Origin of the sequence: Natronococcus sp. CG52 (genome assembly GCF_023913515.1) — an archaeon.
GTDB classification, from domain to species: Archaea; Halobacteriota; Halobacteria; order Halobacteriales; family Natrialbaceae; genus Natronococcus; species Natronococcus zhouii.
Window position 1 is genome coordinate 1,009,911 of the sequence record NZ_CP099391.1, and the last position, 16,959, is coordinate 1,026,869.

At 66.3% G+C, this 16,959-nt stretch carries 13 protein-coding genes and 1 tRNA gene; 5 read left to right on the forward strand and 9 right to left on the reverse strand.

The features are described from left to right. Positions 1–41 precede the first annotated feature (41 nt). Together NED97_RS05250 and NED97_RS05255 are read left to right on the forward strand one after the other, a co-directional pair. The gene (locus NED97_RS05250) at positions 42–389 is read left to right on the forward strand and encodes a hypothetical protein (protein WP_252489671.1); all 348 of its coding nucleotides are present in this window, start codon (positions 42–44) and stop codon (positions 387–389) included. 111 nt (positions 390–500) lie between these two features. Next, entirely contained in the window at positions 501–1,148 is a 648-nt protein-coding gene (locus NED97_RS05255; RefSeq protein WP_252489672.1) for a thioredoxin domain-containing protein, read from the forward strand. Positions 1,149–1,278: 130 nt separating this feature from the next. Here NED97_RS05255 and NED97_RS05260 read toward each other — a convergent pair whose 3' ends face one another. The 3 genes from NED97_RS05260 to NED97_RS05270 form a co-directional block, all read right to left on the reverse strand. Then, entirely contained in the window at positions 1,279–2,277 is a 999-nt protein-coding gene (locus NED97_RS05260) for an aldo/keto reductase (RefSeq protein ID WP_252489673.1), read from the reverse strand. Between the two features lie 63 nt (positions 2,278–2,340). Further along, positions 2,341–3,609 carry an MFS transporter gene (locus NED97_RS05265; protein WP_252489674.1) on the reverse strand — a complete coding sequence of 423 codons (1,269 nt, stop codon included), beginning with the start codon at positions 3,607–3,609 and terminating at the stop codon, positions 2,341–2,343. 107 nt (positions 3,610–3,716) lie between these two features. Next, complete coding sequence (locus tag NED97_RS05270) at positions 3,717–4,673, reverse strand: TIGR03557 family F420-dependent LLM class oxidoreductase (RefSeq protein ID WP_252489675.1); 957 nt, start codon at positions 4,671–4,673, stop codon at positions 3,717–3,719. Positions 4,674–4,963: 290 nt separating this feature from the next. Here NED97_RS05270 and NED97_RS05275 point away from each other — a divergent pair, with 290 nt between their 5' ends. The 3 genes from NED97_RS05275 (at position 4,964) to NED97_RS05285 (ending at position 8,158) form a co-directional block, all read left to right on the forward strand. After that, a complete protein-coding gene (locus NED97_RS05275) occupies positions 4,964–5,905 on the forward strand; it encodes an ABC transporter ATP-binding protein (RefSeq protein ID WP_252489676.1) in 942 nt (313 codons plus the stop codon). Beyond that, positions 5,902–6,675, forward strand: coding sequence for an ABC transporter permease (locus NED97_RS05280; RefSeq protein ID WP_252489677.1), 774 nt, complete (start codon positions 5,902–5,904; stop codon positions 6,673–6,675). The genes NED97_RS05275 and NED97_RS05280 overlap by 4 nt, the downstream gene beginning before the upstream one ends. A 208-nt stretch (positions 6,676–6,883) precedes the next feature. Further along, positions 6,884–8,158 (forward strand): LVIVD repeat-containing protein, encoded by a 1,275-nt coding sequence (locus tag NED97_RS05285; RefSeq protein WP_252489678.1) that lies wholly within the window; start codon positions 6,884–6,886, stop codon positions 8,156–8,158. A 303-nt stretch (positions 8,159–8,461) separates the two neighbouring features. Here the strand turns inward: NED97_RS05285 and NED97_RS05290 are convergent, their stop codons facing one another. From NED97_RS05290 to NED97_RS05315, 6 genes are all read right to left on the reverse strand, one after another. Further along, positions 8,462–9,508, reverse strand: coding sequence for a S1C family serine protease (locus NED97_RS05290; protein ID WP_252489679.1), 1,047 nt, complete (start codon positions 9,506–9,508; stop codon positions 8,462–8,464). 183 nt (positions 9,509–9,691) lie between these two features. After that, positions 9,692–10,294: a DUF420 domain-containing protein gene (locus NED97_RS05295; protein ID WP_252489680.1), complete on the reverse strand. Its 603-nt coding sequence runs from the start codon at positions 10,292–10,294 to the stop codon at positions 9,692–9,694. 78 nt (positions 10,295–10,372) lie between these two features. Further along, on the reverse strand, positions 10,373–10,645 hold the full coding sequence (locus NED97_RS05300) for a HalOD1 output domain-containing protein (protein WP_252489681.1): 273 nt from the start codon (positions 10,643–10,645) through the stop codon (positions 10,373–10,375). A gap of 511 nt (positions 10,646–11,156) precedes the next feature. After that, positions 11,157–13,337, reverse strand: coding sequence for a S8 family serine peptidase (locus NED97_RS05305; protein ID WP_252489682.1), 2,181 nt, complete (start codon positions 13,335–13,337; stop codon positions 11,157–11,159). A 94-nt stretch (positions 13,338–13,431) separates the two neighbouring features. Next, positions 13,432–16,236: a S8 family serine peptidase gene (locus NED97_RS05310; RefSeq protein ID WP_252489683.1), complete on the reverse strand. Its 2,805-nt coding sequence runs from the start codon at positions 16,234–16,236 to the stop codon at positions 13,432–13,434. Between the two features lie 597 nt (positions 16,237–16,833). Continuing rightward, positions 16,834–16,936 (reverse strand) — tRNA-Gln (locus tag NED97_RS05315). Between the last annotated feature and the right edge of the window lie 23 nt (positions 16,937–16,959).

The following is a 16,959-nucleotide window of genomic DNA, read 5'->3' on the forward strand; positions in this document are numbered from 1 at the left end:
ATACCGTCACTGTCGGTCATCACCGAGTGCAGTCGACGCGTATGGTATTCGCCACCACCTTCGTCATCAGTCTCGTGACCGGCGGGCTGGGAGTGTACCTCGGCGCACGACTCGTCCTCGGGTCGGACGACCGCATCAACGCGCTCGTCACGGGGTTGCTCGGGGCCGTCGTCCTGGTCGGGGGTGGACTGCTCTTCGGCTGGGTGCCGGTACTGGGCCAGCTCTTGCTGTTTCTCGCCTACGTCGCGATGATCCGCCACCGCTACTCGGCCGACTGGATCGACGCGGCGAAGGTTTCGGGTATCGCCTGGCTCACGGTCGTCGTCGTGCTGGCGCTGCTCGCGGTCGCCGGCGTCGTGACGCTCGAGGTCGTCGGAATTCCCGGCTGACCGGCCGCGTTCCGGGTCGCGTCGACCGTCGGCTCTGGAACCAGCGTTAGTGCGCGGCCGACCGCGCGGAAACGGTATCCATAACACCCCCCACCCCATAGCGATTGTCGAATGAACCGCCGTTCGTTTCTCACACTGACTGCCGGAGTCGGCACGTCGCTGGCGCTCGCAGGCTGTACGGCGTTGTTCGACGCCTCGCTTCCCGACGACCTCGAGGACGTCGAACCCGACGCCGATCAGCTTCCGACCCCGACTGTCGGTGGGGGCGACGTCACCGTCGACGTCTACGAAGACTTCGCCTGTCCGACCTGCCAGGAGTTTCAGGCCGACGTGTTTCCCGAACTCGAGCAGCGCCTCCTCGAGGAGGACGAGGCGACGTACCGTCACTACGACTTTCCGTTGCCGGTGGAGGACGAGTCGATCCCGATGGCGAACGCCGCCCGAACCGTCCAGGCCGCGACGGGTACCGGCGACGAGCCGGCCGGCCAGTTTTTCAAATACAAGCGGACGGTGATGGACGCCGACGACTGGAGCGACGAGCGCCTGGCGGACCTCGCGGAAGCCGAGATCGGCATCGACCGGGGTATCGTCATCGACGGCCTCGAGGAGGAAACCTACTACCCGACGCTCGCCGCCGACTGGAACCGGGGCGACGAGAACGGTGTCGACCGCACGCCGACCGTACTGGTCGACGGCGAGGCAGTCGACGATCCGCTCGACGCCGACGAGATCGTCTCGATGGTCGACGGCTCCGCGTGACGGCGGTTTTACGGGAGTTCGAACGCGAGATTGGCGGTTCTAACCTGCGATACTGATTCGGGTACCGATCGGTCGTTTCGAAAACGACGGTTCGATGGCGACGGTTCGTCCGACCGTCGGATCGAGTTCGTTACTCGCCGCTGCCACGAGCCGAATCGATCCGCTCGAACTGCTCGTCGCTGAGGTCCAGTTCGACCGCGCCGACGTTCTCCTCGAGCTGGTCGGTCGACCGCGCACCGACGATCGGCACGCAGGTAAAGCGGTCCTGCTGCACGAGCCACCGCAGGGAGACCTGTGCGGGCGAGGCGTCGACCTCGTCGGCGACGGACTCGACGGCCTCGAGGACGTCCCAGGCCCGGTCCGTCGCGTACCGGTCCTCGAACATGCCGTCGAAGTCGCCACGCGAGCCGTCCGGCGCCTCGACGCTTCCGTCCTCGGCGCGATCGTACTTGCCGGTCAGGAAGCCGCCCGCGAGCGGGGAGTACGGACAGACCGCGAGGTTCTGGTCGGCGCAGACGTCGAGATAGTCGCCGACGGCGTCGTAGTGGGCCGCGTTGACCATCGGCTGGGTGACGTCGAATCGCTCGAGTCCCTCGACGTCGCTGGTCCAGAGCGCCTTCGTGAGCTTCCAGGCGGCCATCGTCGAGGCGCCGAGGTAGTTGACCTTCCCCTCGCGGACGAGTTCCGTCAGCACCGACATGGTCTCCTCGATCGGGGTGTCCTCGTCCCAGCGGTGGATGTAATAGAGGTCGAGGTAGTCGGTCCCCAATCGCTCGAGGGTGCCCTCGATCTGTGCTCGGATGTGCTTGCGTCCCAGTCCGGAGTCGTTCGGTCCGGGTTCACCCCAGCCGTCGAACGGGAAGTAGACCTTCGACGCGATGACGAAGTCCTCGCGGTCGCGGTCCTCGAGCCACTCGCCGATCCACTCCTCGCTGGTGCCGTCCGGGTCGCCGTAGACGTTGGCGGTGTCGATGAAGTTGATGCCGCTGTCCCAGGCCGCGTCCAGCAGTTCGTGGGCCTCCTCGCGGTCGGTCTCGAGTTCGCCGTCGCTTTGCTTGCCGAATCGCCAGGTGCCAAAGCAGAGCTTCGAGACGGTCGTCCCCGTGTTGCCGAGCGTGGTGTACTCCATGTTCGACGGTTCGGCGGCGAGGACCAAAACGGGTCGGGAAGCGGTAGTCGCCCCGCGCGATCGCTAATCGTCGCCGACGACGGCGTCCGTCGACCGTGCGGGTTCCGATGACGAATCGAGTAGCAGCTTACCTGCGACGCCGGCACCGAGCAGCGCGATCACCGAGAGCGACGCGAAGAACGCGCCCGTCGAGACGCGATCCAGTAGGACGCCGCCGACGGAGATGCTCGCCGCTCCGAGGCCGAACATTCCGAGGTACGTGTATCCGTACGCGAGTCCGCGCGTCTCGGCGGACGTGTAGACGGCGACGGCCTCCTGGTAGAACGGTTCGATCGCGAACAACGAGAAGCCGAGCGCACCGCAGAACAGCAGGATCGGACCGACGCCCGTCGACGACACGGGAACGAACGCGAGCGCGAGGAGCGCGAGGAGCGCGAATACGACGACGAGCCCGCGCGCTACGGGGACGCGGCTGGTCAGTTTCCCTGCCGCGTACTGCCCCGCCATTCCGGCTACGAGCAGCCAGACGTAGACGTAGTCACCGAGCGCGAACTCCTCGAAGCCGGCCGGCGCCTCGACCCCGCTCATCGCCGGCAACCCGTTCAGGATCTCCGGCAGGTACGTCAACGCGCCGCGGTAGTAGAGGCCGACGAGCGTGACGACGGCGAACACGAGGAGGAACGCGCCGCCGAACAGTGTTCGCGACGTCTCGACGAGGTCGGACGCCGACTGCGACCGACCGGCGGCGTCGGCCGCGCTGTCGTCGAGCGCGGCGGTCGGGTCGAACCGCACCCGGAGGCCGTACGCGGTCGCGAGCAGTCCCGGGGCGGCGAGCGCGACGGCGACGAGGCGCCACTCGAAGAGCACCAGCAGCGTCGCAGTGGCGAACGGGCCGAGCGCAATTCCGACGTTGCCGGCGATACCGTGCCACGCGAAGACGGTCCCGCGATCTTCGACGCCGGTGCTGATGAGCGCGAGCCCCGCCGGATGGTAGACGCTCGCGGTGACGCCCCAGAGCAGCAGGCTGGCCGCGACGGCGACGATCGAACTCGCGAACGCGAGCGAGACGAAGGCGACGCTCATACCGGCGAGACACACCAGAACGAGGGGTTTCGGCCCGTATCGATCGGTCAGCATCCCGGCGGGTAACGCGCCGATACCGAACGGCGCGTATCCGAGGGCGACGATGAGGCCGATGAGGGCGACCGATACCTCGAACTCCGCGATCCAGACGACCAGCAGGATCGGAATCGCCAGTTCGAACCAGTGGACGATTCCGTGGGCGGTCATCGTGAAGAGTGCGATCGATCTGTCGTTGTCGGTGAGCGTCATTCGTTGCGGAACCGATACCCGTACGGCGCCGGTCCGCCCACTTAGCGGTTCGGAAACGACTCCCGTGTCGCCGGATACGCTTCCCTGACAAACGAGGACGACCGCGCTCAGTCGAACGACGGCAGCACTTCCTCCTCGTAGAACTCGAGCGCCTCTTCCTGTTCCGGGCCGACCTGGTGGAAGTAGACGTGGTCGTAGCCGGCGTCGACGGCCTGCTCGATGCTGTCGATGTGGTCCTGCGGGTCCGGACTGGTCGTGGTGCCGGCCTCGGCGACGTCCTCTTTCTCGACCATCTGGGCGGCCTGTTCGAAGTGCGCCGGCGTCGGCAGCTCCTGGCCGAGTTCGCCCGGGATCGAGCCGTTCGGCCAGTACTCGTAGACCGTCTCGACCGCTTCTTCCTCGCTCTCGGCGTAACAGCCGTGCAGTTGGGTGTACTTCGGGCCGTCGCCGCCGGCGTCCTCGTAGGCCTCGACCGGCTCTTCCTTCGGTCCGGAGCACCAGAGCCCGTCGGTGTTCTCGGCGACCCACTCGGCGGTCTGGGGACCGAACGCGCTCCCGATCGTCGTCGGCTGTTCGTCGGGGCAGGTGTAGAGGCGCGCGTTCTCGACCGTGTAGTGCTCGCCGCGGTGACTCGTCGTCTGGCCCGTCCAGAGTTTGCGCATGACGTCCATCGCTTCGTCCAGCATCTCGAGGCGGACGTCGTGTTCGGGCCAGCGCTCGCCCGTGACGTGCTCGTTCAGGTTCTCGCCGGTACCGACGCCGAAGGTGAACCGGTCGCCGAACATCTCGTCGACGGTGGCGACGGCGTGGGCGACGTTGACCGGATGGATCCGGATCGTCGGACAGGTGACGCCGACGCCGACTTCGATCTCGTCGGTCGCGTTCGCGATAGCGCCGAGCGTCGACCAGACGAACGGCGATTCACCCTGCGCGGAGACCCACGGGTGGAAGTGGTCCGAGATCGAGAGAAAGTCGAATCCCGCCCGCTCCGCTCGTTCGGCGATGTCGACGAGTTCGTTCGGTCCGTGCTCCTCGCTCGAGAGGGTGTATCCGAGTCGTGCCATCGACGCAGTGCTACCACAACCGTGCGTCTAACGGTTCACCCTGCGAAAGCAAGAGCGCGGCCGAGGAGCGGTCCGCCGTACTGCCGAAGGAGAGGCAACTCTCGACGGGGCTCTGGAGGCGTAGTAGATGATCGCCACCGACGGCGGGGACGGAATCGCGAACGCCACGAACTCGGCTCACGCTGTCCCGTACTCGTCCGCCGCGAGCGCGTACAGTTCGACCGAGCGCACGTACTACCCGTCGGTCGGGAATCGAACGGCTTACGCCGGCCGCGCCGATAGCGGCCCGTATGGATACCCCGGTCGTCGCAGAGGGGCTGGAAAAGCGCTACGGCGAGACGGTTGCGCTGTCTGGTGTGACACTGTCGGTCGAACGGGGCGAGGTCTTCGCACTCATCGGCCCGAACGGCGCGGGCAAGACGACGCTCGTCCGCGCGCTCACGGGCACGACGGAGCCCGATTCGGGCAGCGCACGGGTCCTCGACGAGGAGCCGGCGGCCGTCGACCGCGATCGACTCGGCGTCCTTCCGCAGGCGTTCTCGCCGCCGGACCGGCTCACCGCCCGCGAACTGCTCGCCTACTACGCCGGACTCTACGCCGAGCACCGCGACCCCGAGGACGTGTTGGCCGACGTCGGTCTCGTAGACGCGGGTGAGACGTGGTACGAGGATCTCTCGGGCGGCCAGCAGCGCCGAGTCTGCGTCGGGACGACGCTGGTGAACGACCCGACCGTGCTCTTTCTCGACGAGCCGACGACCGGCATCGACCCCGCCGGCCGCCGAACCGTCTGGCGGCTGATCGAGGACCTCGCCGAGGCCGGGACGACGGTCTTTCTGACGACACACGACATGGCCGAGGCCGAGCGCCTCGCCGACCGCGTCGGCCTGTTAGCCGACGGCGACCTCGTCGCACGAGGGACGCCCGCCGACCTCGTCGCCGAACACGCCGGCTCGAGCCGCCTGACGGTCGAGACGGCCGCCGCTCCGGAGGCGTTCGACGACCTTTCGTTCCCGGTCGCCGCTCGAGACGGCGAGATCGTCGTACGCGACGTCTCGCCCACCGATATCGGGACCGTCGTCGACTACCTCGACGACCGCGAGGTCGCGTACTCCGGCCTGTCCTGGTCCGAACCCGACCTGGAGGACGTCTACCTCGCGCTGGCCGACGAGACAGAACTCGAGCGAACCGACCGGACCGGCGAGACGCTCGCTCGTACGGGTGAGACGGCATGAGTGCGGTCGACCGCGTTCGTGCGGAGACCGGCGCCGGCTGGCGATCGTTCGTCCGCCGGCGGACCGCGGTCTTCTTCACGTTCTTTTTCCCGGTGATCCTGATCGTCATCTTCGGTGCGCTGGTGCGGACGGACCCGACCGGCGAGGGGCTGTTCACGGAACCGCCGGCGTACTACGTGCCGGGTTATCTCGCGGTCGTCGTCCTCTTTACGCCGCTGTCGCGCCTGGGGAGCGAGGTCGCTCGTCACCGCGAGGGCAACCGCTTCGAGAAACTCGCGACGACGCCGCTGACCCGCGGCGAGTGGCTGCTCGCCCAGACCGCCGTCAACGCCGTCATCATCGGCCTGGCGAGTCTGCTCATCCTCGCGCTCGTGGTCGTCCTCACGGGCGCCGAGATCGTCTTCTCGCCGCTGCTGGTGCCGTACGTGCTCGTCGGCGTCGTCTGCTTCTGCGGGATCGGGACGATGCTCGGCAGCTACACCGACTCCCGGGACGGCGCGGTCGCCGCCAGCAACGCCATCGGACTGCCGCTGCTCTTTCTCTCCGAGACGTTCGTCTCGCTCGAGCAACTTCCCGGCTGGTTCGAACCGCTCGTCAATCTCTCGCCGCTGACGTACTTCGCCCGTGGCGTGCGGGCGACGACGTATCCGGACGCCGGACCGCAGACCGTCGCCGGGATCGACCCCGCGCTAGCGAACCTGGGGATTCTCGCGGCGATCGCCGTGATTTTCTTCGCGCTCGGCGCCCGGTCGATTCCGCGAACGGACTGAGTGAAACCGTCACTCGAGTCCGTCTTGCTGGCGTTCGCGACGGACTCGCCGATTCCACTCCGATCAACGAGGTTTCGGATCGAATACGAGTTCGTCCGTAGTGCCTGTAATAAAGTGCAGTACCTTTCGATATATATCTTCAGCTCCATTTCAATAACGTCAATCCACGACTATTATTTTATAGCGATAGTCGTACTGTTCGCCCGTTATGTCTCGAGAACAGGAGCAAACGGCTCGGCGAACGGTGCTGAAGGGGTATGCTGCGACCGCTGTCGGGATCGGCGCGCTGAGCGGAACCGGCGCGGCGCAGGGAAGCGGTGACGAGAACCGCAGTCCGCGGCTGGAACTGGTCGGTCACTCTACCCTGGGTGCTCCGGACGGCAACATCACGAACATGGACGTCCGCGAAGATTTAGGCCTCGCAGCGACGGGATCGTTCGTGTTCGGCGATACCGACGTTCATATCGCCGACGTCTCCGACCTCCAGAACCCGGAACACGTCGCCACCACCTCGGCCGGCATCGGCTACGTGAACGACGTGTTCTTCCATCCCGAGGAGCCGTGGATCTTCACCGCCAACGAGGGCGGCGGAGACGCGGGCTGGGCCGTCGTAGACGTCGACGATCCTGCAGAACCCGAACTGTACGGCCCGTTCACCGTCGACGACGGCGCGGGCGTTCACACCGTCATCGCCTTCGACGAGGAGCACGTCATCGTCTCGGGGACGGGCCGCGGAATCGTGATCTACGACGTTACCGATCCCGAGAACCCGAGGGAAGTCGGCGAGTTTCAGGCGACGGATCATTCGGTCGAGTCGTTGTCCCCCGACGATCCGGGCCACACCCATCCCAGCGGATACGTCCACGATACGCAGGTCCGTGGCGACTACGCCTATCTCGCCCACTGGGATCACGGTCTCTACATCGTCGATCTGAGCGATCCGGCGAATCCCGTCGAAGCCGCTTCGTTCGACTATCAGGAAGAGACGGCGGACGTCCCACTCCGGAACGCCCACCACGCGTTCCCGCACCCGGAAGACGACATCTGCCTCGTCGGTGAAGAGGTCGGCTCCGGTAATCCAGGGTACAAACACGTGATCGAGTTCGATCTCGACACCGGTAAGACCGAACTCCTCTCATCGTTCCGTCCGCCGCAGGGAAGCGCCCAGCAACCCACCGGTCAGCAGGGGTTCTGGTGGACCGGCCACTTCTCCGACTGGGGCGTCGGCGACCAGCAGGACGTCCTGTTCAGCGGCGACTACAAGGCCGGCGTCCAGACGTTCGATCTCTCCGATCCGGCGAACCCGGAGCGGATCGACCAGTACGTGACCACCGACGGGGCCGACGAGGTCCGCCGAAAGGATCCAGCGAGGGCGATCGACGACATCCCGATGGTCTGGGGTGCCAACACGAAAGACAGCGAGTACGTGTACGTCTCGGACGCCAGTACGGGGCTGTTCGTGTTCACGCTCGAGGGGTACTGACTGCCCCGGTCGTCACCTCGTCGCGTTCTTCGCGCGGGAGGTTCCGCCCCGACTCCGCCCCGATGAGCTATCGCTCGAGAGGCCCCGAAGGACCGCCGTTTCCGCGTCCGGATCGATCGACGCGGGCCGCAGCCCCAGTCCCCAGCGTACGGCGGCTCGGTCGTCGATTTCTCTGATGTGACTTCCGAATGCTCCGATCCGGGAGGATCGTCGTGTCTCGAGAACGGCCGTGATCTCGTTCCGAGAGCGGGTGCCGCGAATATCCACACCGGCAGTACTCGGCCAGCCCGATCAAACCGTTCGTCAGCGAACCTCGATTCGGTTGGGGGTCGACCCGGTCGGTCCGTCACGGGACGCCAGGGTCACCGTCTCCCGGCTCACCCCCGCGGGTCGACGCACCGTCAGCGTCACCGCGTCCCCGGGCCGCGTCTCCGTGAGCAGGTGGCTGGTCAACTCCTCCGTCGAGCGCAGCTCGCGGCCGTCGATACCGACGAGAACGTCACCGCCGACGGGGACGGACCGGCCGCGAACTCGTCGCGTCGAGTGACAGCCGCCCAGAACGCCGCTCGCCGGCCCGTCTCGAACGTCGACGACCAGCACCCCGCCGGATTCCTCGAGCCCGTTCGCCTCCGCGACCGTCGGCGAGACGTCGAGCGTCGAGACGTGAAGGGTCGCGTGGTCGCACCGGCCCGCGTCGATCAGGTCGGGGACGACGCGAGTGGTTACGGTCGGCGAGATGGCGAATCCGATGTTGTCCCCGCTTCGCGCTCGGTTGACGCCGACGATCTCGGGCGTTTCCTCGTCCGTGAGCGCAACCAGGGGACCGCCGCTGTTCCCAGGATTGATCGGCGCGTCGGTCTGGACGACGTCGGGGATCGTGAACCCGCCGCCGACGGGCATGGTCCGCGAGACGCCGCTGACGATTCCGGTGGTGATCGTCCCGTCGAGTCCCATCGGATTGCCGAACGCCGCGACCGGCGTTCCGGGCTCCGGATTCGCCGCAGCGATCGACAGCGCCGGAGCGTAGTCGGGAAGGGAATCGACGGCGACGACCGCGAGGTCCGTATAGGGATCGGTGCCGACCAGTCGACCGACGCGCCAGTCGCCCTCGCTAAAGCGGACCTTGAGGCGCGTCGCGTCGTCGGAACCGGTCGGCGGACGTTCCGCCCGGTCCGCTCGAGTGAGGTCGGCAACCACGTGGTAGTTAGTGACGATGTGCCCCGCCCGATCGTAGACGAAGCCGGAGCCGGCGCCGGCGGCTCGCGGAGTGTCAGTGGCCAGATAGAGCGAGACCACGGACGGAGCGACGTCAGCGTACAGGCCGGTATAGTTCGGGTTGTGCGTTTGCATCGAATCGTAACGGCCGGTATCGGCCGTAAGTAACCCGAGGTAAGGGGCGCTCAGCAATAACGCGCGTGGTAAGAGATGCCACGACAATTGTCGGAACGACACTCGAGGAGCCCACGGCGATCGGGGATTCGCGCTACTGCGAGTTCGAGAGAAACCGCGACTGGCGATGCGCGGCGTCCGCGATCAGAAAAGTGGAACGAGCATCGACGCGAACTCGTAGCCGTAGACGTGGTTGAGCATCAGGTAGGTAACGATCCCGAGGACGAGACTCAGAATCCACGACCCTGCGGCGATGCGCCCGATTCTAGCGTGGGCGGTGTCGCGCAGCTCCGTCGGCGTGTGGGTGAGTCCGAGGATCAGCGCGTAGAGCACGATGGGGACGGCGACGATCGAGAGGATGATGTGGATCGCCAGCATCGCGAGGTAGAGTCCGTACACCAGGGACGGACCGACGAACTCCTTCGTCCCGCCGCCGCCGACCCTGATCAGGTAGACGACGAGAAACAGGATGATCGTCGCGAACGCACCCGTCATCGCGAGGCGGTGTTTTTCGATCTCTCCGGCGCGAATCCAGTACCAGCCCAGCACCAGCAGAACCGTCGTCACCGTATTGATCGCTGCGATCGCGTGCGTAAACGCGTTTACCTGGGCGTTCGTGAGATCGGGATAGATCGGGATGTCGGCGACGAACGTCCCGATAACCAGCGCGTAGCCGACGATCGTGAACACGATCGTCACGCCGATCGATCGTTCCCGGAGCCGTCGTCTCGCGTTCGCCGTTGCCATTATCCGACGTTAGGAGAGACTCCGTATCTGTCTTGCTGTTCCGGAACGCAGACGGGACGGAGCCGAACCTGATCGGGGCTACTCGAGGGTAACCGCTCCGTGTCGATCGATCGTCACGCGATAGTCACAGTACCGAAACGAAACCTCTCCACCGAATCGCGGAGTACCGACGGCCTTCGGCCCGAAGAGTTTGTCGAGTGCCTCGGGATCGATGACCGCGTGCAGGGGCTCGTACTCCGGCGGACACAGGTGGTCCGGTCGAACGCCTTCCGCATCGGCTACGGCCTCGACGACCGCCAGACTCGGCGCGCTCCAGCCAGTTTTGTCAGCATCGTCGCTACCGCCGTTCATCGTTACTCGCCCTTTCAGACACGGTTGAATAAAGCTGTCCTTCACGATTGATTCCTGACCGCGCTGCGGCTTTGATATCGAAGGTTCGGCGCTCGAGGAGCCCTTTTGATACGTGTTCCCGACGGGCATGTGCCCGCATCAGGTGTTCCGTCGATCGGTTTGCTCGTCGACTCGTGAGCAGAGAGGACCGGGAGTAGAGGTCCGTATTCGATCGGAAGAAGACTCGTGTCGAAGTGGACTTCATACGAGACGGTTCGGACTTCTCACGCGGCATCCCCGCATCCCGAAACGCGACAGCGGGAACGAAAACCATGGCGACCGCGAACGCGATGAAGACGAACCAGCGGGAGGATCCCTCGAGCGCGTGCCCGACCGCGAGCACGCGGAGTCCGACCAGTCAGTAGTCATCCGAGCGCCGCGTTCCGGTGGGTCTCGTCGAGTTGCCCGCCGTGTCGGTCGTCTTCTATCGCCGGTTCCGACGATTCCGTCCCGTTAAACGGATCCCCACGCGTCAGGTTTCCTCACCGACCACGGCGTTGTCGTCGGATTCTCCGAACGCGACCCAGCCGTCGTCGGTTTTGGCTGCGTTCGCCTCGGACGGACCGAACGCGTACGTACCAGTCTCCGCCGGCGCCTCCGGGAAGTAGGTGAACGTGTGCGCCTCGTCCGGAACCGCGGTCCCGAAGTACACGTACTGAACGTCGCCCGCCTCCTCGACGCGCTCGACGTCGCCGTACGCTTCGTCGACCGACCACCCGTCGGGGACGACGTCTCGAACCGTCGCCTCGTGCGATACCGATTCGACTGTCACGTCGACGCGGTTGGTCTGGCCGGCGGTGAACGCCGAGCCGTCGTCCTCGCGAGAGCCCGTCACTTCGAGCGCCTCGGGCGTATCGGAATTGACCAGGTCGACTTCGTCGTGCGTCGCGAAGTCGCCGGTCTCAGCTCGCCGCACGGCCGCCGCGGCATCGACGAAGCCGGCGCCGGCATTCCACGGGGTGGAGGCGGTGTGAACGTCTTCGGCCTCCGCCTCGATCGTATCGATGATCTTCACGGGCGTCCAGTCGTGGCCGTTTTTGCGCGCGGCGTCGACCAGCAGCGCGCAGACGCCCGCCGCGGCCGGACAGGCCATGCTCGTCCCCGTCATCGGCGTGTAGTAGGGTTCCTCGTCGGGCTCGAGCGCGTCCAGCGGGTCGGTCGGTCCGACGGTGCTCATCACGGAGTTGCCCGGCGTCGCGACGCCGGGACGGTAGAGGCCGACCGGACGGTACCGGTGGGGCTCGCCCACCTGCTCGAACGCCTCGAGGTCGATCTCGTAGGTGACCGCGACGTTGGTCGCGGGCTCGACCTCGATCCAGTAGGTTTCGCCGCCCTCGACGTCGGTGGTCAGGGTCGTGTGCTGGTACACCGGTTCCTCGCCGAGTTTGGCGGTCTCTTCGCCATCCTTCGAGCCGCGGCGGACGATCAGCGTGATCTGCTCGCCGTCGGGGGTCAGCGAGAGGTCGAGTTCGAGGACGTCGGCGTTGTTCGGTGCGCCCCACTCGTAATAGTCGCTGCCGGTGCCGGTGGGACCGAGCTCGCCCGTCCACTCCTCGACGTCGACGACGTACCGGTCGTCGGTCATCGCGGCGTGGAACTTCTCGAGATTGTTCAGCGCCTTCCGGCGGTCGTAGTTGGTTTCGCGGCCCTCCTCGGGCGTTCGTCCGCGAGCGGAGAAGTCCGTAACGTGCTCGTCGTCGCGAGTGGCCGCCGCGCCGATGACGTGGGGCGCCTTCGCGAACCGCGAGAGCGTATCCGGGTCGGGGCCGTCGTTGCCCGCCGCGAAGACGGGTACGATATCTCGCCGGAACGCCTCCCAGGAGGCGACGTTGACGGGATCGTTCGGATTGTACCGCATGTCGCGGGCGACGCCGTAAGAGTTCGACACCACGTCGGGGTCGAACTCGTCGTCGGGATCGTCCGCGCGGGCGAGCACGTGATCCCACGCACCGACGACGAACGGGAGGTAGACGGCCTCATTGGTCGAGTACACCGAAACGCGCGCCTCGGGTGCCATCCCGCGGTACCGTTCGTCGCTCGCCGACCCGTCGCCGGCGACGATGCCGGCGCAGTGGGTGCCGTGGCCGAGGTCGTCGGTGTCCCCTTCGGGGCCGAGGTCGATCCACTCCAGATCGCGTTCGCCCAGCGGGGTATCGACCCACTGCCAGTTCGACTCGAGTCGCCCGTCGAAGTCCGGATGCGGACCCGAGAAGCCCGAGTCGATGACGACCGCGTCGACCGACGACCCGTCGTAGCCGAGATCGGACTGGACCGCGGAGACGCCCGTCGCCTCGCGGGAGTCATCGTTATAGAACCCGAGTTCGACGGCCTTGCGGACCCGTCGAACGGAGTCCCAGTCGGCGACGCTCGAGAGCTGGTCGCCGGTTAGTGCGGTGTAGGCCATCGGCAGCACCTCGTACTCGACGAGGCCCTCCCGCAGGTCGAGGTCCGCGAGGCGGCCGACCGATTCGGCGGCGTCGAAGACGACGATCACCTCCTGGACCTCGTCTGTCGAGGCGTCGAGTTGGTCGTCGAGCACCGACGTGTCGGCCGTGGACGTTCCCGAGAACGGGAGCAGCGACGCCGCGCCGACGGCGCCGGCGGTCGAGAGTACTGTGCGTCGATCTACGAGTCGCGGCGTATCCTCTGACATCGTGGGTGTGAGTTCGTATCGTGGGTAGCGCGCTTCGGTACGCGAGTCACAAACTCGAGTTCGAGACCTGAGTTTCGAGCCGTCGAATCGGTTTCTAAGTGCTCCGGCCGACGACGACGTTGGAGCCGCTGGTTCCCGAAATCGCGACCCAGCCGTCGCCCGCGTTCACCTCGGCCGGGCCGAAGGCGTAGGCGTCGCTCATCAGCAGTTCGTCGGGCGCCTCCGCGAAGTACTCGACCGAGGTTTCGACGTCGGCGGCGGCCGTTCCGAAGTAGACGTACTGGACGCCCTCGCCTTCCTCGACGCGCTCGACGTCGTCGGAGTACTCGATCAAGACGTCCCACTCGGCCGGGACGACGTCCCGAAGCTCGGCGTCCTCGCTCGGGTTCGCGGTCAGTTCGACGTGGTTGGTCTGCCCACCTGTGAAGACGCTGGCGTCGTCCTCGCGGGTGCCGTCGACGAAGAAGCCGTCCTCGACGTCGACCGAACAGTCGAGGTGTACCTGAACGTCGTCACCGTTGACGCAGCCAGGCACGTTCACCAGCTTCGCGACGACAAACGCCGTCCGATCGTCGCTGTCACGGCCGAACGAGACGGACGCTTCGGCGGTTCCGTCGAGCCCCTGCGTCCGTCCGAGCACGTTCGGTTCGCCGTTGTCGGCGGGGTTCTCGGCGTCGTAGACGAACAGATCGACGTGAGGATCGCCTTTGGCCGCCCCCTTATCGCCGCCCGAGAGGTGGCTGACCTCGACGCTGGCGGCGACCGTTCCCGGACCCGCCTGCACGTAGCCCGCCGCGGCGCGCTCGTCTTCGGGGACGTTCAGGCCGACGGCCTCGCTCGAGGTGCCCGACAGTTCCCGCGTCACCGCGTCGATCGCCGTGCCCGGGTTCACTCGGCCGAAGCCTTCGTAGGGGTCGCGGCCGCCGAAGTCGTAGCTGGGCGTTTTCGCACGGTGGTGCGGTGCTGCGGTGAGCGCCGTCTCCGTCGCCGTGGCGAGCAACACCTGTTTGAGGCGCACCACGTCGTCGAACGCAGTCTCTGCGGGCTCGGGGAGCGCGATGCTCGACGGAGCGTCCTCTTCCATCGCTTGTGCGACGAGGCCGGCGGTGCCGCAGGCGTACGGCGAGGCCATCGAGGTGCCGGCCTTGCCGGTGTAGCCCCGGATCGGGGGCTGCTCGTCCTCGGGTTCGTCCGCGACGCCCGTGTCCGCGGCGTTCGCGAGGTCCGTAATGTACCCGCCCGGCGCGGTGACGTCGGGCTTCATGTACGTGTCGTAGTCCTCCTCGTCGATCCCGCCGATGCCGCCGCTGGAGTAGCCGGAGATGCCGTCGAGCGGGCCCGTCGCAACAACCGAAATCGCTTCGTCGGCCACGGCCGGCGAGCCGTTCCCGTTCGCCGGCGTCGCGGCGTTGCCCGCCGCCGCGACCGTCAGCACGCCCGCGTCGGCGATCTCCTTGATGCGGGCGGGGATGCGATCGAGCGTGCCTGCGGCCGCGCCGAGCGGGAGGCCGCCGACGTAGCCCCACGACATGTTGACGGCGCGCATGTTGAACAGGTCGGCGAACTCCTCGGCGTGCCGGCCCAGGTCCTCGGTCGGCCCTGAGAGTCCCTGAAGGCAGACGAGACTCTCGTTAGGCGCGATACCCGAGTGGAAGCCGTCGGCCTCGCCGGTGCGGTCGGCCGCGGTCGCGTCGGGGTCGCGGAACGCCCCGACGGCGACCGAGTCGACGTACGCGGACGTCGCCAGTTCGCCCTCGGCCGTCCGGACGTAGACCGTGTAAGTGCCGGATCGTTCGGTCGGAGCCACCGCGGTCACGTTGTCCTGGACGCCCTCGTCGGTGTCGAGCGTGGTGCGCTCGAGCGTGCGCCCGTCGGGGCCCTCGACGACGACCTCGAGGAGTTCGCCGAAGGCGGAGCCGAAGACGCCCGTGCCGGCGTCGGCCTCGACCTCGTAGGCGAGGTAGTTGCCGGTCACCGCCGAGAGCGCGGTACGAGGTTCGTCCGTCCGGACTGTATCCGGGTCGAGGGCGCTCGCCCGGCCGCTCCCGCCCATGATGGACGCGCAGTGGGTCCCGTGACCGTTCTCGTCGCGAGGCCGGTCGTAGAAGCCGTAGCGGGACCCGGCGTCGTACCAGCCGACCGTCTTGGGCGTGTCGGCCGTCGGGGTGCCGTCGGCCCCCTCGAAGACGACGCTCGCGTCGTAGGTCGTCCGCTCGCCCTCGTACGCGAAGTAGGTCCCCGAGATTTCGTACTCGCAAGTCGTGTTGATGTACGCCTCGATGACGAACCGGTACCGCCGGTCGGGCGCGACCGATGCCCGAATCGTTTCGGGCATATCCGCCGAGGCTGCTCGGGCAGCGGTCTCCCACTGACCGTCGACGTACTCGTCCAGTCGGAGTTCGAGGTCGTTAGTGTTATCCACGTACGGCGACCACGAGAGCGAGGCGTCCAGTTCCTCCGCGTCGCTCGGCGTCGTGAACTCGTGGTACTTCTCATCGCCGGTGGCGAACGTCCCCGGCCCCATCGTGCTGGAGACGGACTTGGTATCGCCGGTTTCGACGCGCTCGAGGTCATTCTCGTCGGGCTTGGTGAGTTTTACCCGGTCGTCCTCGACGAACGCCCGTACTCCGTTCCACGGTCCGAGATCCGGGTGGCGGGAGTCCAGCCCCGAATCGGTCAGCGCGATCGTTCGATCGGATCTGCCGCGATACCCCCGGTCCCAGGCGTGGCGCGCCTCGAGCGCCCGCCAATTGAGGTATCGTCGGTCGACGTCGTCGGCTGCCACGGCGGTGTTCGCTCCGCCGAACAGGCCAGCTCCGAGGGCGACCCCGGTCGCTTTGACGAACGTTCGACGCGAGAAGCCGGTTCTTCCCTTCTGACTCCTATTATTCTCTGTCATGAGACGCGGTCACGTATTTCATCGAGACTAATACAATAATGGATTGTGACAATCCGGTACAAATGACGTTGCAATATTTCATAATACCGTTACGGCTGGTGAGAACGTTCGTTCGGATGTCGTTTCGACGACCGTCCGAGACTCGGACCGCGCACTCGCCACCTACGACGCCGTCGGCCGGGTACCGACCGGTGAGACGATCGAGGACGCACTGTGTCAGACAGAGTGAAACCGAATCCAAACGGATTCCAGCAGGACGTCGAGGACCCGTCCGGTCGGCGACTCTCCGAAGGCACCGACGACTCTCGCCAGCAGGGTTGGCGACGTAACTGAACTCCGGCGGCACGAAAACTCCGTTCACTCGAACGAGACGGCGTCTCCGTCGGTGCCAAACCTTCAGGCCGATTTTCCGGCCGGTAGTCGTCCAAATCGAGTGCCTGCTGTACACCTCCGCAGTGCATCATCACGTGCCACTCGAGCGTCACATGACGTGTGCACGAGACACAGGTAACTGGACGTCGCGAGGAACTCGAGGATTTAGACCGTCAACACGAGGTAAACCCTTCAAAACCGGATCAGACTGCTACTTCTGATTCATAGTCCCGGGCGGATTCGAACCGCCGTCATGGGCTTGCTTCCGTGACGGACTGAACCGAACACGTCCAAAGGCCCATATGATTGGCCACTACACCACGGGACTTCATTCGCTGGATAGGCCGCCGC

Coding starts and splice junctions, on each gene's coding strand:
- NED97_RS05250 (WP_252489671.1), top strand. CDS start 42: ATGGTATTCGCCACCACCTTCGTCATCAGTCTCGTGACCGGCGGGCTG.
- NED97_RS05255 (WP_252489672.1), top strand. CDS start 501: ATGAACCGCCGTTCGTTTCTCACACTGACTGCCGGAGTCGGCACGTCG.
- NED97_RS05260 (WP_252489673.1), bottom strand. CDS start 2,277: ATGGAGTACACCACGCTCGGCAACACGGGGACGACCGTCTCGAAGCTC.
- NED97_RS05265 (WP_252489674.1), bottom strand. CDS start 3,609: ATGACGCTCACCGACAACGACAGATCGATCGCACTCTTCACGATGACC.
- NED97_RS05270 (WP_252489675.1), bottom strand. CDS start 4,673: ATGGCACGACTCGGATACACCCTCTCGAGCGAGGAGCACGGACCGAAC.
- NED97_RS05275 (WP_252489676.1), top strand. CDS start 4,964: ATGGATACCCCGGTCGTCGCAGAGGGGCTGGAAAAGCGCTACGGCGAG.
- NED97_RS05280 (WP_252489677.1), top strand. CDS start 5,902: ATGAGTGCGGTCGACCGCGTTCGTGCGGAGACCGGCGCCGGCTGGCGA.
- NED97_RS05285 (WP_252489678.1), top strand. CDS start 6,884: ATGTCTCGAGAACAGGAGCAAACGGCTCGGCGAACGGTGCTGAAGGGG.
- NED97_RS05290 (WP_252489679.1), bottom strand. CDS start 9,508: ATGCAAACGCACAACCCGAACTATACCGGCCTGTACGCTGACGTCGCT.
- NED97_RS05295 (WP_252489680.1), bottom strand. CDS start 10,294: ATGGCAACGGCGAACGCGAGACGACGGCTCCGGGAACGATCGATCGGC.
- NED97_RS05300 (WP_252489681.1), bottom strand. CDS start 10,645: ATGAACGGCGGTAGCGACGATGCTGACAAAACTGGCTGGAGCGCGCCG.
- NED97_RS05305 (WP_252489682.1), bottom strand. CDS start 13,337: ATGTCAGAGGATACGCCGCGACTCGTAGATCGACGCACAGTACTCTCG.
- NED97_RS05310 (WP_252489683.1), bottom strand. CDS start 16,236: ATGACAGAGAATAATAGGAGTCAGAAGGGAAGAACCGGCTTCTCGCGT.